Origin of the sequence: Frankia sp. CpI1-P (genome assembly GCF_001421075.1) — a bacterium.
GTDB classification, from domain to species: Bacteria; Actinomycetota; Actinomycetes; order Frankiales; family Frankiaceae; genus Frankia; species Frankia torreyi.
In genome coordinates, this window is the sequence record NZ_LJJX01000001.1 from 38,241 (window position 1) to 58,772 (window position 20,532).

Annotated in this window: 13 protein-coding genes and 18 pseudogenes; 14 read left to right on the forward strand and 17 right to left on the reverse strand. The window is 73.4% G+C overall.

The window, feature by feature from the left end; translation table 11 throughout:
• Positions 1-95 precede the first annotated feature (95 nt).
• Both FF86_RS37065 and FF86_RS37070 read left to right on the forward strand, forming a co-directional pair.
• Positions 96-756: ABC transporter substrate-binding protein (locus FF86_RS37065; protein WP_255355667.1), on the forward strand; the 661-nt coding region annotated here is incomplete at its 3' end.
• 1 nt (position 757) lies between these two features.
• Positions 758-1,196, forward strand: a pseudogene (locus FF86_RS37070) (branched-chain amino acid ABC transporter substrate-binding protein); the annotation flags it as partial.
• A gap of 60 nt (positions 1,197-1,256) precedes the next feature.
• Here the strand turns inward: FF86_RS37070 and FF86_RS37075 are convergent.
• The 7 genes and pseudogenes from FF86_RS37075 to FF86_RS37105 form a co-directional block, all read right to left on the reverse strand.
• Positions 1,257-1,489, reverse strand: a 233-nt coding sequence (locus tag FF86_RS37075) for an FCD domain-containing protein (protein ID WP_242417907.1), incomplete at its 5' end; no start/stop codon positions are given.
• Position 1,490: 1 nt separating this feature from the next.
• A pseudogene (locus FF86_RS00175) lies at positions 1,491-1,967 on the reverse strand (FadR/GntR family transcriptional regulator); the annotation flags it as partial.
• A 258-nt stretch (positions 1,968-2,225) separates the two neighbouring features.
• On the reverse strand, positions 2,226-3,047 hold an 822-nt coding region (locus tag FF86_RS37080), incomplete at its 5' end, for an acyl-CoA dehydrogenase family protein (RefSeq protein ID WP_242417908.1).
• A gap of 1 nt (position 3,048) precedes the next feature.
• Positions 3,049-4,508: pseudogene (locus tag FF86_RS37085) on the reverse strand (acyl-CoA dehydrogenase family protein); the annotation flags it as partial.
• 119 nt (positions 4,509-4,627) lie between these two features.
• Positions 4,628-4,764: pseudogene (locus tag FF86_RS61615) on the reverse strand (CoA transferase); the annotation flags it as partial.
• A 56-nt stretch (positions 4,765-4,820) separates the two neighbouring features.
• Positions 4,821-5,576 (reverse strand): annotated as a pseudogene (locus FF86_RS37100) (CoA transferase); the annotation flags it as partial.
• A gap of 1 nt (position 5,577) precedes the next feature.
• Positions 5,578-5,842 (reverse strand): annotated as a pseudogene (locus FF86_RS37105) (CoA transferase); the annotation flags it as partial.
• A gap of 449 nt (positions 5,843-6,291) precedes the next feature.
• Between FF86_RS37105 and FF86_RS00190 the strand changes: the two are divergent.
• From FF86_RS00190 to FF86_RS00210, 6 genes and pseudogenes are all read left to right on the forward strand, one after another.
• Positions 6,292-6,925, forward strand: a pseudogene (locus FF86_RS00190) (nuclear transport factor 2 family protein); the annotation flags it as partial.
• Positions 6,922-7,026, forward strand: a pseudogene (locus tag FF86_RS61620) (short-chain dehydrogenase); the annotation flags it as partial. The pseudogenes FF86_RS00190 and FF86_RS61620, both read left to right, overlap by 4 nt.
• A 1-nt stretch (position 7,027) precedes the next feature.
• Positions 7,028-7,674: pseudogene (locus tag FF86_RS00195) on the forward strand (SDR family NAD(P)-dependent oxidoreductase); the annotation flags it as partial.
• Positions 7,658-8,527 (forward strand): SDR family NAD(P)-dependent oxidoreductase (locus FF86_RS00200; protein WP_242417909.1); only part of this gene is annotated, 870 nt, incomplete at its 3' end. The pseudogene FF86_RS00195 and the gene FF86_RS00200, both read left to right, overlap by 17 nt.
• An 82-nt stretch (positions 8,528-8,609) precedes the next feature.
• Positions 8,610-9,491: an LLM class F420-dependent oxidoreductase gene (locus tag FF86_RS00205; RefSeq protein ID WP_044887281.1), complete on the forward strand. Its 882-nt coding sequence runs from the start codon at positions 8,610-8,612 to the stop codon at positions 9,489-9,491.
• A complete protein-coding gene (locus tag FF86_RS00210; protein ID WP_236706022.1) occupies positions 9,488-10,531 on the forward strand; it encodes an SDR family NAD(P)-dependent oxidoreductase in 1,044 nt (347 codons plus the stop codon). Before FF86_RS00205 ends, FF86_RS00210 begins: the two co-directional genes overlap by 4 nt.
• A gap of 33 nt (positions 10,532-10,564) precedes the next feature.
• On the opposite strand, the gene FF86_RS00215 is transcribed toward FF86_RS00210, so the two are convergent.
• On the reverse strand, positions 10,565-10,894 hold a 330-nt coding region (locus FF86_RS00215; RefSeq protein ID WP_242417910.1), incomplete at its 5' end, for a helix-turn-helix domain-containing protein.
• A gap of 125 nt (positions 10,895-11,019) precedes the next feature.
• Here FF86_RS00215 and FF86_RS00220 point away from each other — a divergent pair.
• Positions 11,020-11,846 (forward strand): enoyl-CoA hydratase/isomerase family protein (locus FF86_RS00220; RefSeq protein ID WP_255355668.1); only part of this gene is annotated, 827 nt, incomplete at its 3' end.
• Between the two features lie 19 nt (positions 11,847-11,865).
• Here FF86_RS00220 and FF86_RS64535 read toward each other — a convergent pair.
• The 4 genes and pseudogenes from FF86_RS64535 to FF86_RS37125 all read right to left on the reverse strand — a co-directional run.
• Entirely contained in the window at positions 11,866-12,135 is a 270-nt protein-coding gene (locus FF86_RS64535) for a hypothetical protein (protein WP_173667305.1), read from the reverse strand.
• Positions 12,136-12,152: 17 nt separating this feature from the next.
• A complete protein-coding gene (locus tag FF86_RS00230) occupies positions 12,153-12,929 on the reverse strand; it encodes an SDR family NAD(P)-dependent oxidoreductase (protein ID WP_044887279.1) in 777 nt (258 codons plus the stop codon).
• Between the two features lie 819 nt (positions 12,930-13,748).
• Positions 13,749-14,174: pseudogene (locus tag FF86_RS37120) on the reverse strand (TetR/AcrR family transcriptional regulator); the annotation flags it as partial.
• Positions 14,175-14,302: 128 nt separating this feature from the next.
• Positions 14,303-14,993: pseudogene (locus FF86_RS37125) on the reverse strand (helix-turn-helix domain-containing protein); the annotation flags it as partial.
• 266 nt (positions 14,994-15,259) lie between these two features.
• On the opposite strand from FF86_RS37125, the gene FF86_RS37130 reads away from it, so the two are divergent.
• The 5 genes and pseudogenes from FF86_RS37130 to FF86_RS00250 form a co-directional block, all read left to right on the forward strand.
• Positions 15,260-15,567 (forward strand): SDR family NAD(P)-dependent oxidoreductase (locus FF86_RS37130; RefSeq protein WP_242417911.1); only part of this gene is annotated, 308 nt, incomplete at its 3' end.
• Position 15,568: 1 nt separating this feature from the next.
• Positions 15,569-16,087 (forward strand): annotated as a pseudogene (locus FF86_RS37135) (SDR family oxidoreductase); the annotation flags it as partial.
• Positions 16,088-16,256: 169 nt separating this feature from the next.
• On the forward strand, positions 16,257-17,092 hold an 836-nt coding region (locus FF86_RS37140), incomplete at its 3' end, for an aldehyde dehydrogenase family protein (RefSeq protein WP_242417970.1).
• Between the two features lies 1 nt (position 17,093).
• Positions 17,094-17,699 (forward strand): annotated as a pseudogene (locus FF86_RS37145) (aldehyde dehydrogenase family protein); the annotation flags it as partial.
• Entirely contained in the window at positions 17,692-19,233 is a 1,542-nt protein-coding gene (locus tag FF86_RS00250) for a class I adenylate-forming enzyme family protein (protein ID WP_236706025.1), read from the forward strand. The pseudogene FF86_RS37145 and the gene FF86_RS00250, both read left to right, overlap by 8 nt.
• A gap of 68 nt (positions 19,234-19,301) precedes the next feature.
• Here the strand turns inward: FF86_RS00250 and FF86_RS37150 are convergent.
• From FF86_RS37150 to FF86_RS37185, 5 pseudogenes are all read right to left on the reverse strand, one after another.
• Positions 19,302-19,420, reverse strand: a pseudogene (locus FF86_RS37150) (branched-chain amino acid ABC transporter substrate-binding protein); the annotation flags it as partial.
• Position 19,421: 1 nt separating this feature from the next.
• Positions 19,422-19,585 (reverse strand): annotated as a pseudogene (locus FF86_RS37155) (branched-chain amino acid ABC transporter substrate-binding protein); the annotation flags it as partial.
• Between the two features lie 78 nt (positions 19,586-19,663).
• Positions 19,664-19,772, reverse strand: a pseudogene (locus FF86_RS37175) (hypothetical protein); the annotation flags it as partial.
• 1 nt (position 19,773) lies between these two features.
• Positions 19,774-19,837 (reverse strand): annotated as a pseudogene (locus FF86_RS37180) (hypothetical protein); the annotation flags it as partial.
• Position 19,838: 1 nt separating this feature from the next.
• Positions 19,839-20,531: pseudogene (locus FF86_RS37185) on the reverse strand (ABC transporter substrate-binding protein); the annotation flags it as partial.
• Position 20,532: the final 1 nt, after the last annotated feature.

Consider the following 20,532-nt stretch of genomic DNA (forward strand, 5'->3'; position numbering starts at 1 on the left):
CCTGCGGTGGCAGCAGCGGCGGTGGCAGCAGCGGCGGGACGGCGAAGGCCGACTCGGCGCTGCTCGGCCCGGCGAAGGCCGCCACCGGCACCCCGGTGAAAATCGGCTGGATCGGTACCGGCCACACCCAGGCCGTGGACGCCTCGGCGGAGGAGAGGTCGGCGCAGGCCGCCGCCGACTACGCCAACGCCCACCTCGGTGGACTGCGCGGGCACCCGATCGAGATCGTCAGCTGTGAGGACAAATCCGTCCCCGCGGACGCGCAGGCGTGTGGCAACACGTTCGTCCGCGAAAAGGTCTCCGCCGTGGCCGGCGGCAGCCCGGGGCAGGCCGACCCCTGGATCAAGATCGTCTCTCCCGCCGGGATCCCGACGGTGCTGAACCTGGTCGCGACGCAGACCGCGCTGTCGACGAAGAACGTGTTCCTGCTCGGCAACCCGCTCGGGCCGTTCGGCACCGCGGCGGCGTACGCGCGTGAAGCCAAGCTGTCCCCGGCCGTCGTGCTCGTCATCGACGTGCCCGCGGCCAGCGGCCCGGCCAAGGCGCTCTCGCCGATCTTCTTCAACAACGCGGGCAGCAAGGCCACGGTCATCGCGATCCCGCCGGGTACCGCCGACATGACCCCGCAGATCCAGACCGCGCAGAAGGACAAGCCCGCGCTGTACCACATCACGGGTGACCCGACCTTCTGCGCCAGCGCGATCAAGGCGATCAAGGCTCTCGGCATCAAGGCCACGATCACCGCGCTGGACCGCTNCGTCGGCTCCGACAAGGGCGCCTCGATCCCCGGCGGCTTCGAGGGTGTCAAGATCATGGGTCAGGCCAACCAGGACCCGACCACCGCAGAGTACAAGCTGTACTCGGCCGTGATCGACGCCTACGGCAAGGGCCTGAAGACCGTCGACGCCTACACCGTCAGCGGCTACCAGGGCATGCTCGGCCTGATCCGCGCGGTCAACGCCGTGCCGGGCACCGACGTGACGCCGGCCGGGGTCACCACGGCGATCAAGACGGCGCCGGCCACCCCCTACCCGATCGGTGGCGGGGCGACCTTCCAGTGCAACGGCAAGGCGAGCCCGGTGTCGGCGAACATCTGCTCGACCACCGGATTCGTCGCCGACGCGTCCAAGACCGGCACGTTGTCGAACTTCCGCACCATCGACGCGACCGGAATCTACAAGCTCGGCGCGAACTGACCCGTTCGTTGCTGAGCTGACCGCCGAGGGCGTGGGCTGCGTGAACCGCGGCTCACGCCCTCAGGCGAGCAGGTCGAGGGCGGCGGCGTTGCGGCCGCCCCCGTCGAGGTAGGCGGCGCCGGCCCGCAGATGGCGCCGCCACAACGCCTGTGCACCGGCCGCGTCCCGTTCCTCGAGCAGATCGACCAGGGCGTGATGCGCCCGGATGGTCGCCCGCTCGGTGTCGGCCTGCACCGGTGTCCCGAGGTCGCTTTCGACCGCGGACCAGGTGGCCCGGTCGACGATCTCCCTGANCATGCCGATGAGCAGCTCGAGGGTCTCGTTACCCGCCAACCGGACGACGAGGGCGTGGAAGTCGTTGTGCAGCCGGACCGTCTCGGCCGGATCGGCACCGTGGCGCTCCAGCGCCGCGCGCAGCAGGCTCAGGTCGGCGCGGGTGCGCCGGCGGGCCAGCAGCCCCGCGACCGGCGGCTCCAGGTACAGCCTCGCCTCCCACACGTCGGCGACGGTCGTGCCGCGATGCTCCAGCACCAGCCCCGCGTAGCGGGCCGCGACCTGGGGGCTCGGTGTCTGCACCCGCGCCCCGCCGCCCGCGCCGCGGCGCACCATGATCAGCGACTCCGCCTCCAGGATGCGCAGCGCCTCCCGCAGCGTCGGCCGGGACACCCCGTACTGCTCGACGAGCAGTGCCTCCGTCGGCAGCGCCTGCCCCTCGACCAGCTCGCCGCGCACGATGCGCTGGCGCAGGTCGGCCGAGACCAGCTCGGCCATCTTCGGCACCCGCAGCCGCTGCCCCACGACGCCGACCCCGCCCGCGCCGACCCCGCCGGTCCCGCCCGCGGCGGTCCTGGCCGCGGCGGTCCTGGCCGCGCTGCCGGTGACGCCCCCGCCCACGTCGGGCTCGGCTGCTGGCATGCGCGTCTCCTCGGTGGGGCCGATCTCCAGGCTACCGGCCCGACGCGTGTCCGAGGCCGAGGGCCGACCTGGGCCCGGCTCCGCGGCACCCCGTGATCGCCGCCTGGTCGCAGGTCAGCGGGGCATGCCGAGGACGCGTTCGGCGAGGATGTTGCGCATGATCTCGGTGGTGCCGCCAGCGATCGTCGCCGACCGCGACAGCAGGTACTCCCGCTGGGCGCGGTGTCCCGTCGAGTCGGCGATGCCGGCGAGGCCGAGCGCGGCGAGATGCGTCTCGCCCTGGTGCTGCGTGGCCCGCGACCACAGCAGCTTGATGACCGAATGCTCGGCGCCGGGCGCGCCGCCCTCGGCGATGCGGCCGAGCGCGCGGCTGCCGAGCAGGCCGACGAGGCGGGCCTCGACGAGCCGGTCGGTGAGCTCCAGGCGGGTCTGCTCGTCCAGGCCGTGCCCCGACAGCGCCGTCACCAGGTCGTCGACGGACTGCTCCAGCCCGGCGGCGAGCTCGATGACACCGGCCCGCTCGAAGCCGAGCGTCGTCATCGTGACCGTCCAGCCGGCGTGCAGCGGGCCGAGCAGCGCGCTGCGCGGGACGCGGACGGAGTCGTAGAACACCTCGGCGAAGCCGCTCTCGCCGGTGATCATCGTGATCGGGCGGCGGGTGATGCCGGGCAGGTCGAGGGGCACGAGCAGCGCGGAGATCCCGCGGTGCGGGGCCGCGTCCGGATCGGTGCGGGCCAGCAGCAGGCAGTGGGTCGCCTCCATGCCCTCCGACGTCCACACCTTCTGCCCGGTGATGACGAACTCGGCGTCGTCGCCGTCGCCGACGAGCTCCGCCCGGGTGCGCAGCGAGGCCAGGTCGCTGCCCGAGCCCGGCTCGGAGAAGCCCTGGCACCAGATCTCGGTGCCGGCCTGAATCGCCGGCAGGTGCGCCTTCTGNGCGGGCGTGCCGTAACGCATGAGCGTCGGGGCGACGTTGTTCAGGCCGAGGACGCCGCCGAGCGGCTGCGGCGCCCGGTGGGTCGCCATGACCCGGTCGCAGGCGACCTGGTCGACGATGCCGAGCCCGCGCCCGCCGTACTCCACCGGCCACTGGGGGGCGACCCAGCCGACCGAGTGCAGCGCCTGCTGCCAGGCCATCCGGGCGGGAAACGACACCTCGTCGCCCCAGCGCTCGCGCCAGGCGGGCAGCAGGGCGGCGACGTGCCCGGCGAGCTCGGCGGCGGGCCCGGAGTCGGGCACGCTCAGCGCCGGGCGGGCCCCGGCGCCGCGCCGCGTCGGGTCGAGCCGGGCGCGGTGCGCGGCGGCGCCGCCGAGTAGCGGCGCGGTGGCCGCGGCGCGCCGCAGGTACAGGTGGACCTCGTGCTCCCAGGTGAAGCCGATCCCGCCGAGGACCTGCAGGTACTCGTTGGAGACGACGTGGGCGGCGCGGCCGGCGGCGAGCAGGGCCAGCGCCAGGGCGTCGTCGAGCTCGGCTGGGTCGGCGGCGGCGTCGAGGCGGGCGGCGAGGTGGCGGGTGGCCGCGCGGGCCTGCTCGACCTCGGCGAGCATCTCGGCGCAGCGGTGCTTGATGGCCTGGAAGGAGCCGATCGGCCGGCCGAACTGGTGGCGGTCGGCCGCGTAGGCGACCGCCCCGGTCAGGCAGTGCCCGGCGAGACCGGTGAGCTCGGCGGCCAGCGCCAGCGCCGCGGTGGCCTGGCCCCGGCGCACCGCCGCGAGCGCCTCGGCGCCCGTCGCCAGCACGGTGCCCGGGGTGTCGTGCAGGGTCAGCGTGCCGAGCGGCCGGGTCGGGTCGACGCCGGCGACGCGGGTCAGGTCGAACCCGGCCGCGCCGGCGTCGACCGCGACCAGCAGCGGACCGCCCGATGCCTCGGCGAGCACCAGCACGTGGGCCGCCTCCGGCGACAGCACGGCCGAGACCTCGCCGGTGAGAGCCACCGGCGCACCGTCCGAGGGCGCAGGGGATGCCGCGGCCGCACGCACCGAGCCGGGCGCGCCCCACAGATCCTCGTGCGCGGTCCAGGCGAGGGTCGCCGCCGTTCCCTCGGCGACGGCGGCGAGCAGCGCCGACGCCGCCGCGCCGGGCAGCGCCTGCAGGGTTCCCAGCGCCGCGGCGGCGCCGATGCTCGGCACCGGCGCGAGCACCGCGCCGACCGCCTCCAGGGCGACGGCGAGATCGGCCCAGCGGCCGCCGGCGCCGCCCTGCTCCTCGGCCAGCGGCAGGCCCGCCAGCCCCACCTCGGCCAGCGCCGCCCACACCGGCAGCTCCGAGACCTGCGCCGGGTCGGCGATCTGCTTGTGCCGCTCGTCGGCGGGCCAGTGGCGGGCGAGCTGGCCGGCCACCGCCTCGGTGAGCGCGGCCTGATCCTCGGTGTCGGCGACCCCGACCTGGTCGATCACTGCTGGATACCTCGTGGGGCTCGGCGGGAGGCGCCGGGGGCGCCCCGCGGGGATGACGGAGCAGTACGCGCGGCGGTGGTCCGGGCGTGCGTCGCCGCAGCCCGGACCGCCGTGATCGCTCAGGACGTGGCGCCGTTTTCCTTGAACTCGATGATCTTGTCCCAGTCGTACCCGAGCTCGAGGAGGATCTCCTCGGTGTGCTGACCGTGCTCGGGGGCGGCGGTGAGTTCGAGGTGCTTCTCGTCGAACTGCACCGNGCTCGCCGCGACGGAGAACGTGTTGCCGTTGCCNTCGGTGATCTTCGGCAGGTANCCGTTGGCCTGGACCTGCGGGTCCTGGTGCAGCTCGGGGGCGGTGCGCACCGGGTCCCAGACGCCGTCGAAGTCGGCCAGGACCTTCTCCCAGTGCGACAGCGGCGCCGACTCGAAGGTCGCCCGCAGCTCGGCGATGCACTCGCGCCGGTTGACGAAGCGGACCTTCGCGTCGCTGTACCGGGGGTCGTCGATGAGGTCAGTGCGGCCCAGACGGGTGCAGAAGTCCGCCCAGAAGCGGTCGGCCTGCAGCAGCACGACCGCGAGGAACCGTCCGTCGCCGGTGCGGTAGAGGTTCGCGACCGGGTTGGGCATCTCCTCGAGCTGGAACTTCGGGATCGGGGCGCCGGTGACGCCCGCCCCGACGATGTCCGGGGCGAGCTGCCAGATCGCGGCGGCCAGCAGGGACACGTCGACGACGGGCGCCTCGCCGCTGCGCTCGCGGCGGAACAGCGCCGCGGCGATGCCGCCCGCGAGCGCGAAGCCGCCGTAGGTGTCACCGAAGGCGGGCCGCTGCGGCGCCGGCCAGTCGCCCTCGTGCGGGATGAGCGAGTCGCCGATGCCGCCGCGCGACCAGTAGGCGGCCATGTCGTAGCCGCCGCGGCCGGCCTGCTCGCCGCGCGAGCCGTAGCCGTGCCCACGGGCGTAGATGATCTTCGGGTTCCAGGCGCGGACGTCGTCGACGTCGATGCCGGCGCGGGCGCGGGAGTCGGGCAGCAGGTTCGTGACGAACACGTCCGACTGCGCGACCAGCTTCNGCAGGATCTCGCGGCCGGACTCGCTGCCGATGTCCAGGCCGAGGCTGCGCTTGCCGCGGTTGGGCTGCTCGATGAAGTGGTTGATGCTGCCGGCACCGGCGACGATGCCAGAGCTGATCAGGCCGCGCTGCGGGTCACCCGTGACCGGGTGCTCGATCTTGACGACGTCGGCGCCCCAGTCGGCGAGCACGGCGCCCGCCGACGGGACGAACGTCCACGTCGCCACCTCGACGACCCGCACGCCGGCCAGGATGTCCTGCTTCATCGGATGTCCTGCCTCATCGGCTCCGGTCTCCTCGAACAGTTCGATGTCCATACGGACTGAGCTATGACGGACTGATCTCTACAGTGTGTGTCGCTGATGTTCCGAAGGCGGATCGGTCGGCCGTNGCGGCGGCGTGACCGGTCCGGATGACGTTCCGGACGCATGCTGAATCGCCGCGCCCGACGGCCCCACCGGTCGAGCATCCTGCATGTTGACATGACCGTCAAACGTCGCTCCAATGACGGTGGCGAGGCCAGCGGCGGCCTCCCATGGAGGTGGGCGAGCGATGACGACGGACATTCCCGACTTACGAGGCCAGGGAACTGCCCGCGTACTGTCCGCCACCGGGCAGCTCGGGGGCCGAGCACCCGCCGAATCTGTCGCTCCCGTCAACATCGTCGGTCCCGCTGCCCGCGACGCGCGCCAGGCCTGCCGGTGAGCGCGCTGANGGGCGGGCCGGCCACGGCCGCGGACGAGGCCGCCATCCGCCGGGTGCTGCTGGAGTACTGCCGCGGCATCGACCGGCTCGACCTCGAACTGGTCCGCGGCTGCTACTGGCCGGAGGCGACCGACCGGCACGGGCCCTTCACCGGCACCCGCGACGAGTTCATCGACTGGGTCGGTCCGCTGCTGGGTCGCCAGACGATGACCATGCACCATCTCGGCAACGTCCTCGTCGACATCCCCGCCGGCCACGACGTCGCCGACGCCCACGTCGCCGTCGCCGAGAGCTACGGCGTGGCCTACCACGTGGGCGAACCCGCCGGCGACGTGCGGTGGAACTACGCCGCGGGCTTCCGGTACGTCGACCGGTTCGAGCGCCGCGACGGGCGGTGGCGCATCGCCGACCGGATCACCGTCATCGAGTGGGTCCGGCCCTGGGACGCCGACCGCGACCGGATCACCAAGTTCGGCGAGCACCTGCCGCGGCGCGACCGCACCGACCGGCTCTACGCCACCCTGCAGGCGGCGGCAGTAGGGGAAACGGCGGCAGTAGGGGAAACGGCGGCAGTGCGGGAAACGGCGACAGTGCGGGAAACGGCGACAGTGCGGGAAACGGCGACAGTGCGGGAAACGGCGTGAGGCTGGCCGAGACGGTTGCCCTGGTGACCGGCGCCGGGCAGGGCGTCGGGCGCGGCGTGGCGCTGGCGCTGGCCGCCGAGGGCGCGGCCGTCGCGGTCGTCNGGCGGACGCTCGCCAAGTGCGAGGCCGTGGCGGCCGAGATCGTCGAGCGGGGCGGGCGGGCGATCGCGGTGCAGGCCGACGCGGGGGTCCGCGCCGACGTGGACGCCGCCGTCGCCGCGGTGCGCGCTGGTCTCGGCCCGGTGACGAGCCTCGTCAACGTCGCGCAGACCACCCGGTACGGCTCGATCCGCCGGCTCACCGAGGACGACCTGGACGCCGTCTGGCAGTCGGGCCCGGTCGGGTCGCTGCGGTTCATGCAGGCATGCTTCGACGACCTGCGGGCCAGCAAGGGCAGCGTGGTCAACTTCGGCTCGGGCAGCGGGCTGACCGCCCGCCCCGCGATGGGCGCCTACGCCGCGGTCAAGGAGGCGCTGCGGACGATGAGCCGCGTCGCCGCCGCCGAGTGGGGCCGCTACGGCATCCGGGTCAACGTCGTCTGCCCGCTCGCCGGCTCGCCCGGCTTCGACAGCTGGACCGCCGACCTGCCCGATGCCGCGGCGAGCCTCGCCGCCCAGGTGCCGCTGGGCCGACTCGGCGACGCCGAGGCCGACGTCGGCCGCGCCGTGGTCTTCCTCGTCGGCCCGGACGCCCAGTACATCACCGGCACGACCCTGATGGTCGACGGCGGCTATGACTACCTCCGGTGAGCCGACCGGCCGCGCCGGCGCCCAGGGCCCGTTAGCCGGCGGTTCGTCGGCGGGCGGTGCGTTGGCCGGCGAGGTCGCGCTGGTCACGGGCGCGGGTTCGGGGATCGGCGCGGCCAGCGCCCGCCGGCTCGCCGCCGAGGGCGCGGCGGTCGCCGTCACCGACCTTGCCGAGGCGTCGGCGGCGCGGGTCCGCGACGAGATCGTCGCGGCCGGTGGGCGGGCCGTCGCGCTCGCCCTCGACGTCGCCGACGAGGCCGCCGTGCGCGACTGCGTCGAGCGGGTCGTGGCCGAGCTCGGCCCGATCGGCGTGCTGCACAACAACGCCGCCGCGACCGCGCTGTCCGGCGGTGGCGGCGACGCCGAGGTGCTGACCATGACCGCGGAGCTCTGGGACGCGACGATGGCCGTCAACGTGCGGGGGCCCATGCTGCTGGCGCGCGCCGTGCTGCCCGCGATGATCGCCGCCGGCCGCGGGTCGATCGTCAACACCTCGTCGGGGGCCGCCGCGGCCGCCGAGCACCTGCGCCCCGCCTACGGCGCGTCGAAGGCGGCGCTGGAGTCGCTGACCCGCAGCATCGCCACCCGCTACGGCCCGGTCGGGGTGCGCTGCAACGCCATCGCCCCGGGACTCGTGCTGACCGACACCGTCCGCGGCCCCGGCCGCGGGCTGCGCCGGATGCGCGCCGTGTTCGCCGCCCACACCCCGTCCCCGCTGGGCACGCCCGACGAGGTCGCCCGGGTCGTGGCGTTCCTCGCCTCCGACGCCGCCCGTTACGTCAACGGGGTCGTGCTGCGCGTCGACGGCGGGATGGGCGCCGCCCAGCCCTACCTCGCCGACCTGCTCGGCCGCCACNCCGCGGTCGAGGACGCCCCGACCGTGAACTCCTGAGGAGAGCCTGTGACCAAGTGGGGCACGCGATGAATCGGGGCACGCGATGAAGTGGGGCATCGTCTTCGCCAGCACCGGGTTCCCCGACCCCGAGGACGCCGTGGCGCTCGCCGTCGCGGCCGAGCAGGCGGGGTTCGAGTCGCTGTGGGCGCCGGAGCACGTCGTGCAGTCGCGCCGCACCGACGCCACCCCGTACCGCGGCGTCACCAACGGCAGCATGGACCGGCTGTCGCGGCGCGGCGGCATGCCCGACCCGCTGATCTGGCTGACCTACGTCGCCGCGGTGACCAGCCGCATCCGCCTCGGCACCGGCGTGCTGATCCTGCCGGAGCACCAGCCGACGGTGCTCGCCAAGACCGCCGCGACCCTCGACCATCTGTCCGGGGGCCGGCTGATGCTCGGCATCGGCGTCGGCGAGCTGCCCGAGGAGTACGCCGCCGTCGGCATGGAGTTCCGCAACCGGGGCCGGCGCATGGACGAGTACATCGACGCCATGCGCGTGCTGTGGCGCGACGACACGGCGACCTTCGCCGGCGAGCACGTCAGCTTCGACCAGGTGGAGTGCCGGCCGTGGCCGGTGCGCCGGGCGATCCCGCTGTTCGTCGGCGGGGCGTCGGAGGCGGCGATCCGCCGTGCGGCGACCCGCGGCGACGGCTACTTCCCGTTCGTGTTCCCCGGCCAGGACCCGCTCGTCGAGCTGCCGAAGCTGCTCGCCCGGGTCCGCGAGGAGACCAGGGCGGTCGGGCGCGACCCCGACGCCATGGAGTTCACCGCGGGCGGGGCGCGCAACGTCGAGGAGGCGAAGGTGTACGCCGACTTCGGCGTCCACCGGCTCACCGTCGCCGTGCGCGGGCGCACGATCGCCGAGATGCGCGACGACGTCGCCCGCCTCGGCGACGTGCTGGTCGCCCCGACGGCGGACCTGTGACCGCGGCCGACCTCCCCGCGTCGTCGTCCACCGCGCCGGCGTCGTTTCTGGGGCACGCGTCCTCTCCGGGGCTGGCGTCGTCCCAGGAGCCGCTGTCGTTCGCGGGGCGCACGGTGCTCGTCACGGGTGCGGGACGCGGTGTCGGTCGGGCGCACGCGATCGCCTTCGCCGCCCGCGGGGCCGCCGTCGTCGTCAACGACCTGCCGGGTCCCGCCGGCGGTCAGGGCGAGGGTGCTGATGGGGCCGAGGGGGCCGAGGGGGCCGAGGCCGTCGTCGCCGAGATCCGCCGGGCCGGGGGCAGGGCCATCGCGCACCTCGGCGACGTCGCCGAGCCGGGGGTCGCCGAGGCGCTGGTCGAGCGCGCGTTCGCCGAGTTCGGCCGGGTGGACGTCGTCGTCGCGAACGCCGGCATCGACCGGATCGTGCGGCTGCGCGAGGTCACCGCCGACGTGCTGAGCGAGTTCTTCCGGGTGCACGTGCTGGGCACCTGGGCGCTGTGCTCCGCCGCCTGGCCGCACCTGGTGCGGCAGGGCTACGGGCGGATCGTGACGACGACCTCGGCCGCCGGCTACTTCGGCCTGGCCGCCGCGCTGCCGTACACGGTCGCGAAGGGTGCCCTGCACGGCCTGACCCAGACGCTCGCCCTCGAAGGCGCCCGGCGTGGCATCACAGTCAACGCGGTCGCGCCGTTCGCGGCGTCACGGCTGGCCGCCGACCGGACCCGGTCGCGGCCCGAGATGTACGCCGCGATCGAGCGGGTCGCCCCGCCGGCGTCGGTGGCCGCGGTGGCGCTGTGGCTCGCGCACGAGTCGACGACCGTCACCGGCCTGGCCTTCGAGGCCGGCATCGACGCGGTCGACCGCATCGCGGTGGCCACCGGCGACGTTCTCACCGTCGACGGTGCGCTGACCCCCGAGGACGTCCGCGCCGGCGCGGCGCTGCTGACCGGAGGCGCCGTCACCGTGCCCGCCCTCGGCGCCGCCGACCGCCCCCTGACCCGCCGCCTCACCGAACGCGCCGCCGCAGCCGCGTCGAGGTGAACGGCGCCGTCCTGCGCGAGACAGGCCGGGATGTCACGTGTCCGCACGTCGCTCGTCGTAGTGACAGCGGGCGGCCTCGACTGCGTCGAGATGACCGACGGCCCATTCCAGGATGGCGTGCACAGGGGACCGAAGGGTCCGGCCCAGGGGGGTGATGCGGTATTCGATCGCCACCGGATCCGTGGACACCACCGCTCGTTCGACCATGCCGTTGCGCTCCAGTCGTCGCAGGCAGGCGGTCAGTGACTTCGGGGTGACGGCGGGCATGTCCTGCCGGAGTTCGTTGAAGCGTCGGGGACGGTCGCACAGTGCGGCCAGTACCAGCAGGGACCACTTGTCGAAGAGTTGGTCGAGCAGATGTCGNNCGTCGCCGTCGAGCGTCACGTCGGGCACGTCGGTCTCCCTCGCGATACCTGATTTCGTTGAAGTATATCCGTACTACTAGATATACCTCAGATACCTACCAGTCTGACGGCGAAACGGGAATCATGACTGACGCATACTCGACCCTCAAGATCTCTCTCGCCGGCGGCGTGGCGTACGTCATGATCGACAACCCTCCCATCAATCTGCTCGACGCGGCCCTGATGACGGACCTGGACCGGTTTGCGGACGCCATGTCCGGCGCCCACGACATCCGGGTGATCGTTTTCGACAGCGCGGATCCGGACTTCTTCGTCGCGCACGGCGACATGACGGCCGCCGACGACCCCGCGGCGTTCGTTGCGCTCCCCCTCGCGCCCGAACAAGACCAGTCCCTCAACCCGATGATGCGCCTGCACGAACGCATCCGGTCGCTGCCGCAGATCACCATCGGCAAGCTGCGCGGACTGGCCCGCGGCGGCGGTGCGGAACTGCTGTCCGCGATGGACCTGCGGTTCGCCTCGCTCGAACGCGCCGCAATGGCCCAGATGGAGTGTCGGCTGGGAATCATCCCGGGCGCGGGAGGCACTGCCTACCTGCCCGGTCTCGTGGGGCGCGCACGCACCCTGGAGATCATCCTCGGCGGGCAGCTGGTCGATGCCGCGACCGCGGAACGGATTGGATGGGTGAACCGGGCCGTGCCGGACACCGAGCTCGACCACGTCGTCGACACCCTCGCCGCCCGCATCGCCGCTCTTCCTCCCGGCGTCGCCCGCGCCGCGACCGAAGCGGTCGACACCGCGGTCGAATCGACCACGCACGGCCTGCGGAAGGCCAACGAGCTCCTCAAGGGACTGTTCGACGAACCCGCCGCAACCCGTCTCGCCAGGGCTGCCCTGGCCGCCGGCGCGCACACCCGCGACGGAGAGCGCCGCCTCGAGGCTCTTGTCGANGACATCACGTGAGAACTCCTACCGAGATGCCTTCAGGCGTCGCCGGCAGATGAGTGCGCATCCGAGGGTGAGGAAGGTCTCGTGGATGTCGTCGCGTATCTCCCAGCGGATGTGCAGGCGGCGGAACCCGTGCAGGTGGGCGAACGAGCTCCGCCACCCGGCGTTGGGTACCGAGCCCGGAGCCGTTCTCGGTGCCGGACGGGCGATCAGGGGTTTGACGCCGAGGTCCAGGATCAGGCGGAGGTACTTGTCGTGGTTGGAGCCGCCGGGCCCCGTCCGCGGTTCCATGGTCGGACGGTTCTGCGTCAGACGGATTTCAGCATGCCACCGTCGATCACAAGTTCCGTGCCGCTCATGTTGGCGACCCGTCCTGAGGCCAGAAAGACCACCAGGTCGGCGATCTCCTCCGGGCGGGTGAACTGGCCTGTCGATACACCGATGGACGACGGGATCTGGTCGATGTAGTCCTCCAGTGCGACGCCGGCCCGGCGCGCGAACATGTCGCCCGGGCCGCCCGGCGCTGTCCACAGGTCCGTCAGCACCGGACCGGGAGAGATCGTGTTCACCCGCAGCCCGCGGCCGCCGAACTCCTCCGCCAGCGCCTTGCCCAGGTTCGACACCGCCGCCTTGAGCGCTGACTGTGCCACGAGCCGCGGCTGCGGCAGTCTGGCGTTGACCGAGCTGATGTTCACCACCGCGCCGCGGTGCTCCAGCAGGCTCGGGAGCGCCGCGCGTGTGGTTCGGACCGTCGGCATGAGCGTCATGGTGAACGTGTGCTGCCACGCGTCGTCGTCGAGTTGCAGGAAGCCGCCCGGAGGCGTCGAGGTACCCGCGACGTTGTTGACAAGCAGATCAATTCTGCCGTGTCGGTCCAGAGCGTGACGAACCAGCTGTTCCGGCGCCTCGGGAGCACCAAGGTCCATTTCGAGGGCGTCTGGCGCCAACTCCTTCAGTGCGCTGGTGATCGTGCGGCTCGCCGCGACGACGGCATAGCCCTCCCTGACCAGGGCCTGCACGATGGCAAGACCGATTCCGCGGCCTGCACCAGTCACCACGGCGACGCGTGTTTCCTTGATCGTCATCTGACAGGTCTTCCACTCTGCGGCGGCAATTCCGAACAAGCCTTTACAGACTAGCGGCGTCACTCACCCGGGAGCAGGCAGAGTATCGCCACGCTATCGGCCATTTTTGTCAATTCACTGATGAGGCGATGCGTGGGATGGGTGATCTGCAACGTGGTCGAGGGCGGCCGTCGCCGTCCGGACGCCTTCGCCGTACGAGGCAGCCGCNGCGCTGGGCCGCTGAAGCCACCAGCCGTAGCTGAAATGATCCCTTCAGGAGGGCGTTCGCCGACCGCTGGGACGTCCGGCCGCCGGGTGATCCAGTCAGTGGTCAGGACCCGATGCTATGGATTACTCGGGTCACCTGCCGGTCCTGGGGTGTTCCGCCCGTCCGCTGGTAACCGTCGCGTCCCGCAGGCCGAGGACGCCGCGGGCCATCAGCAGGGTCAGGCAGTGCAGCACCTGCTCGCGGGTGAGCACCGGATGGCGCAGCCAGGCGTTGTAGGGGAACTCGGTGAGCACCGTCCACAACACGATCGTCATGGTGGCGGGCGTCGCGGTGGCCGGCGTCGCTGTGGTCGGTGGTGCGGTGGTCGGTGGTGCCGCGGTCGGCGTCGTCGCGGTGGGCCAGGGGGTCGGCAGGCGGGCGGCGACGTCCTCGAGGTGAAGGCGCACCGCGCGGGCCAGCGGCCACAGCGGCGGGTTGTCCAGGATCTCGCAGGTCCAGATGTGGAACACGGTGCCGTGCCGTTCGACGATGCGCAGCCAGTCGTCGAGCCAGCGGGTCAGCTCGTCGACGGTGCCCACGGCGAGCAGCGCGTCGAAGTGGTCGCAGATGTNCACTGCGGCGCGGTGCGCCAGCGTCGTGAAGATGGCCGTGCGGTCCGCCCAGTAGCGGTAGAAGGTTCCGTGCGCGACGCCGGAGCGGGCGATGATGTCGTTGACGCTGGTGCCGGCGAGCCCGCGCTGCTCGAAGGCCGCGACCGCCGCCTCAGTGATCGTCTCTACGGTGGAGCGCCCCCGACCGGTGACGGATCTGCGCAGCCCCGGCGGCAGCGGCGCGTCCCGCTGCGCGGGGACCTCGCCGGATGACGGGCCGGCGGTGCGAGCCGTGCCGGTGGGACCGACGACGCCGGCGGCGCGGGCCAGCGCGGCGAGATCCGGCCGGGGGACGAGGCCGGCGGGGGACGGGCCGGGGGAGCGCGGGGTTGGCCCGCAGGAGCGGGGGGCCGGTTCGGGGGCGGGGAAGAACGAGCGGTGGATCATGCCCGCGAGGGCGTCGTGCAGCGCCTCGTCCTCGTCGGGGTGCCGTGCGATCTTGCCGCGGGCGTCGGAGACGATGTGCGTCCACTCGACGATGCAGATCACGGCGACGGAGAGCACCCGGGTGTCCNCCCCGCCGGTGTCGGCGCGGGCCAGCCGCGGCGGCAGGCTCGCGGCGAGCACCTGCAGGTACTCCTCGGACGGGTTGTCGACGGACGCGTTGTCGACGAGGGCGGCCTCCGCGGTGGACAGCGGCCATTCGGCGAACACCGGTGAGTGGCGGCGCAGCACGGCGCCGAGCTCGCCCAGCCAGGCCCGGAACACCACGAACCCCGCTGGTCCCGCGCTGAGCACCGGCAGCCGCTGGAAGTGGTCGACCAGGTCGACGCCGAGCTCCTCGAAGAAGATCCGGAAGACCTCCAGCTTGCCGCGGAAGTACTGGTAGAAGGCGGCGTCGGAACGGCCGGTGGCCTCGGCCACCGCCTGGACGCTCGTGCCGTGGTAGCCGCGTTCGACGAACAGTCGCCGCGCCGCGGCGATGATCTCCTGGCAGGCGCGGGCGCCCTCCGCGCCGATCGCCTGGCTGGCCGGATACGGGGCACGCCGGCGCTGCGGCAGCCACGCGTCCCCGCCAGGAGCGAGCGTGACCCTTTCGGCGGGGAGCGTGTCCCTGTCGGGGGTGGGGGAGTCGGCGTCCGTGGCGTCCTGGCGCGGGCCGAGCGTGGGAAGCGGATCGGGCGTGGGAAGCGGATCGGGCGTCGGCAACCCGGCCTCCCTCGGGCCTCGTCGCAACGAGCGGTTCCCGGACGGTGATCCCGGCATCGCGTTGCGTGTGCAACGAGTGTATGCGGACGGGCATTGCACCAGGTGAAGAGGTGTCCGTGGCGGCCTGCGGCGATCGGGGCCCACCCCGGGGTTCCAATATGACAGGTGTCTTACTAGTGTGGTGGCTCACAGGCGGCCGGCGCTCGGGGGGAGCGCGCGGCCCCGCCGGCCGGACCACCGGCCGCACCATCCGTGCCGTCCGACCGGACCCCGCCCCTGCGGGCCACCGGTCCGCGGCCGACAGAGGCGAGAGAAGAGCATCCATGGGCTTGTTGGACGACCGGGTCGTGTTCATCACCGGGGCGGCGCGCGGGCAGGGCCGCTCGCACGCGGTGACGTTCGCCGAGCAGGGGGCGAACATCGTCGGCGTCGACATCTGTCGCGACCTCGAAGCCGTGCCCTACAAACTGGGCACCGCCGAGGACCTGGCCGAGACGGCCCAGCTGGTGGAGAAGGCCGGCGGGCAGATACTCACCGCCGAGGCCGACGTGCGCGACAAGGCCGCGCTGCAGGCCGCCTTTGACGCCGGGGTCGAGCGCTTCGGCCACATCGACACCGTCCTCGCCAACGCNGGGGTCATCCTCAGCAACAGCGACGAGCGTGACGCCGACGAGGCCCTGCGCCTCGGCATCGACATCATGCAGATCGGCGTGTGGAACACCTTCCAGGTCGCCATCCCGCACCTGATCGACCGCGGCCAGGGCGGCAACCTCGTCGCCACCAGCTCCATGGCGGCGCTGCTGCCGCTCACCGACGGCCGCGGTGGATCCGACGCCTACGGGATGGCCAAGAACGCCGTCATCGCGCTGGTCCGCTCGTACGCGAACTGGCTGGCCCCGCACCGCATCCGGGTCAACGCGGTGGCGCCGACGAACTGCGCGACGCCGATGGTCACCGAGAACCCGGCGCTGTTCGGCGTGATCGAGGCGAACCCCAACCTCGTCAACGCGATGCAGACGATGCTGCCCGACCTCCCCATGATCGAGCCCGGTGACGTCAGCCAGGCCATCCTGTTCCTCATCTCCGACGCCGCGCGCTCCTTCACCGGCAGCCTGCTCAAGGTCGACGCCGGCATGGACGTCCGTCGCTAGCACGGCGACGGCCAGGCCCGCCCGCCCGCTCACCCGATCGGATCACCGCCCCCCGGCGTGGTGGAGGCGGAGGACTTGCGGAGGACCCATGACCCCCACCACCCCCACCACCCCCACCACCCCCACCACCCCCGCCGCGGCCGGTGCGACCGTGGCCGGCGAGGCCCGGATGCTCATCGACGGCAGGCTGGTCGAGGCCACCGGCGGCGCCGTCTACGACAACATCAACCCGGCCACCGAGCAGGTGCTGGGCCAGACCAGCGACGCCGCGGCCGTCGATCTGGACGCCGCGATCGCCGCGGCGCGGCGCGCCTTCGACGAGTCGGCGTGGTCGACCGACCGGGACCTGCGCCGCCGCTGCCTGCAGCAGCTCCAGCAGGCGCTGGAGGGCGAGCGCGAGGCGCTGCGTGCCGAGCTCGTCGCCGAGGCCGGCGCGCCCGTCGCCGTCACCGGCATCGCCCAGCTCGACTGGCCGCTGGCCGACGGGCTGCGCGCCCCGCTGGAGCTGATGGACAGCTTCCCCTGGGAGCGGTCCCTGCCCGACACCCACCTCATGGGCACCAGCCACCGGGCCGTCTGGCAGGAGCCGGTCGGCGTGGTCGCGGCGATCGTGCCGTGGAACTTCCCGTTCGAGGTCACGATCAACAAGCTGGGCCCGGCACTGGCGACCGGGAACACGGTCGTGCTCAAGCCCGCACCGGACACGCCGTGGAACGCCACCCGCATCGGCCGGCTCATCGCCGAGCAGACCGACATCCCGCCGGGTGTGGTCAACGTGGTGCCCTGCTCGGACAACGCCGTCGCCGGCCAGCTCCTCGTCGACCCGCGGGTCGACATGGTGTCGTTCACCGGGTCGACGGGGGTGGGCCGCCTCGTCGTGGAGAAGTCCGCGGCGACGATGAAGCGCACCCTGCTCGAACTCGGCGGCAAGTCGGCGATGATCGTTCTCGACGACGCCGACCTCGCCGCGGTGCTGCCGCTGGCCGGGTTCGGCGCCTGCCTGCANTCCGGGCAGGGCTGCGCGCTGCTCACCCGGGTGCTGCTGCCGCGCGAGCGCTACGCCGAGGGCGTGGAGATCCTCGCCGGGGTGATCGGCGCCCTGCCCTACGGCGACCCGACCGATCCCGCGAACCTCGCCGGCCCGCTCATCAACGCCCGCCAGCGCGAACGGGTCCTCGGCTACATCGAGGCCGGCCGGGCGCAGGGGGCCCGGGTCGTCGTCGGCGGCGGGCGGCCCGAGCACCTCCCGCGCGGGTACTACGTGCAGCCGACGCTGCTCGCCGACGTGGACAACACGATGACCGTCGCCCGGGAGGAGATCTTCGGGCCGGTGGTGTGCGCGATCCCGTTCGACGGCGAGGACGACGCGGTCCGCATCGCCAACGACAGCCCGTACGGCCTGTCCGGCGGGGTGTACTCGGCGTCGGTCGAGCGGGGGCTGGGCGTCGCCCGGCGCATCCGCACCGGCAGCATCAACGTCAACGGCGGGATGTTCTACGGCTCCGACGGCCCCTACGGGGGCTTCAAGCAGAGCGGCCTGGGCCGGCAGGGCGGCCTGGAGGGCTTCGCCTCCTACACCGAGGCCAAGACCGTCGGCTACGTCGGTGCCTGACCCGGACGCCGGCATCGGCGCCGGGGCGGGCGTGGGCGGCGCCGCCGGTGCCAGCGTGGCCGTCGGGGTCGAGGTCGGGGTCGGCGGGGGCTGGCTGGAGCGCGTCTTCGCGGTGCACGCGGGCAGTGCCCGCCCGGCGGTGCTCGACGCCGGCGGTCCGGTCAGCGGCGCCGAGCTCGTCGGGCGGGCGACCTACGCCGCCGAGTTCCTCATCGGGCTCGGTGTCGCGGCGGACACGCCGGTGCCGGCGCTGCTCACCAGCAATCCCGACGCGCTGGCGCTGCTGCTCGGCGGGGCGGCGGCCGACCGGCCGGTGGCCCCGCTCGGGCCCCGGCTGACCGCCACCGAACTCGCCGGCCCGGTGCGCGCCAGCGGCGCCGGCGTCCTGCTCACCGAACCGGCCTGGGCCGCCGTCGCGGCCGAGGCCGCGGCGCTGGCCGGGGCGCGGGTGATACCCGTGCCGGCGATGCGGGCGTCCGGCGCGGCCCCGCCGGTGCCGCGCGGACCGGTCGCGCTGTACCTGCACACCTCGGGCACCACCGGGGCGGCCAAGCGGGTGCCGGTCACCCAGGAGGTGCTCGCCGCGCGCACCGAGCTGCTGTCCGGCCTGCTCGACCTCGGCCCGGACAGTCGCTACGCCACCGGCTCGCCGCTGCACCACATCGGCGGGCTCGGCAACACCCTCGTCGCGGTGACCGTCGGCGCGACCGTGCTGCCGACGGCGCGCTTCAGCCACGAGTGGTGGGCCGGCCTGCGGGAGCAGGGCGCCACGCACTGCCAGCTCGTCCCGACGATGATCGAGATGCTGCTGGCCGAGGGGACGCTCGACGCGGTGGGGCTGCGCACCCTGATCTACGGTGCGTCGCCGATCAGCCCGGAGACCCTGCGCCGGGTGCAGACCGTGCTGCCCGGGGTGCGTCTGGTCAACCTGTTCGGCCAGACCGAGGGCAGCCCGCTGACCTGCCTGACCCCGGCCGACCACGACCGGGCCGCGGCCGGCGCCCCCGACCTGCTCGCCACCGTCGGGCGGCCCGTCCCCGGGCTGCGGCTGCGCATCGACGACCCGGACGACGCCGGGGTCGGCGAGGTGCTCGCCGCCGCGGCGCACCTGAGCGTGCACGCCGCCGACGGCTGGCTGCACAGCGGCGACCTCGGCTTCCTCGACGACGACGGCTACCTGCACCTCGTCGGTCGGCGCAACGACATGATCGTGCGCGGCGGGGAGAACGTGTACCCGCTGGAGATCGAGCACACGCTCGTCGAACATCCCGGGGTCGCCGACGTCGGGATCGTCGGGGTGCCCGACGCCCGGCTGGGGGAGACGCTGGCCGCGTTCGTCGTCCCCGCCGACCCCGACCGCCCGCCGCCCGCCGACGAGCTGCGCCAGTTCGTCCGCGACCGGCTGGCCGGGTTCAAGGTGCCCGCCTACTGGTACGTCGTGGACGCGCTGCCGCTCAACGCCGCCGGCAAGCTCACCCGCCCCGCCCTGCGCGCCCGCCACGACGCCGCTGCCGCCGGCAGCCTGTCGCCGTAGCGGGCCCTCGCCCGGAGTGTCCGGGCGAGGGCGCGGGCGGACGGGCGGGCGCGAGCGGGGTGGGTCGGTCAGGAGCCGGTGGTGGCGGGCAGCTCGTGGCCGCAGAGGTTCTCGCGGACGACGCTGAAGGCGTCACCGGTGCGGTTCGCCTGCACGAACGACCAGCAGGTGGTCTGCTTGCCCCGGTNGTGGGCCAGGTCCATCGGCTGGATCAGCCCGCCGGCGTCGTAGTTGTGCACCGCGTTCAGGGCGTTGACGAAACCCTCGCGGGTCGGGCAGGGACCGGCCTCGGTCAGCCCGCGCAGGAACAGGTCGGTGTCGATGTAGGCGATCATCGCCAGTTCCTGCTGCGNGTTGGGGACCTGCGGGGCGTAGCGCNACATCGCCGTGCGGTAGTTCGCGATTGCCGGGCCGNCGGCCTCGAAGGGGNGGTAGAACACCGGGATGGTCACGCCGGCCAGCGCGCCGCCGGAGTCGTGCAGGAGCTGGGTGTCGTAGCCGCTGACCGACAGGATCACGCGCAGGTTCACCCCGGCGGCNCGCACGGCGGTCAGGACCGCGGGCAGGTCGGGGGCGTTGATGACGGTGAGCAGGGTGTCGGCGCNGCTGTCGGCGATGCGCCGGGCGACGGACGCCGGGCTGTCCGCGTTCGCGGTGTAGGCGATCTCGCCGACGACCGGGATGCCGGCGGCCTGGGCGCTCTGGGTCATCTTGGCGCTGGTGTTGCCGACCCCGGCCGACAGCGCGGTCCGCAGCAGGATCGCCTTCGTCCCGCCCTGCGAGCGCAGGAACGTGCCGTAGGTGTCGGTCGCGGCGCCGGTGGTGGAGGAGAACGAGAACATGGTGCGGTACTTCGCCCAGACGTCGCCGGTGGCCAGCCCGCCGACCGGGACGCCGTGCTCGGCCAGGTACTGGGCGCTGCCGTCGGTGGCCAGGGAGTACTCCAGGATGCCGAAGACTCCTCGTTGCTCGACCAGGTCCCGGGCGGCGACGCCGTTGGCCGAGGGGTCGCCCTGGTCGTCCCGCCAGTCGTAGACGATCTTGCGTCCGTGGATGCCGCCGGCGGCGTTCGCCTGGCCGATGCGGGCGTCGACCCCGGCGCGGGTGGCGGCCATCGAGGCCGCCGTCGGCCCGGAGTCGGGATAAAGAAGCCCGAGCCTGACCTCCGATGAGGTCACGCCCGGGCTGTCACAGGGTCCCGCCGACGACGCGGTCGGGGACGAGCACGCGCTCGCCCCCGCGGCGACTAACGCCAGCACGGCGGCAGCGCTGGATAACGATAAGGAACGGCGACGCATC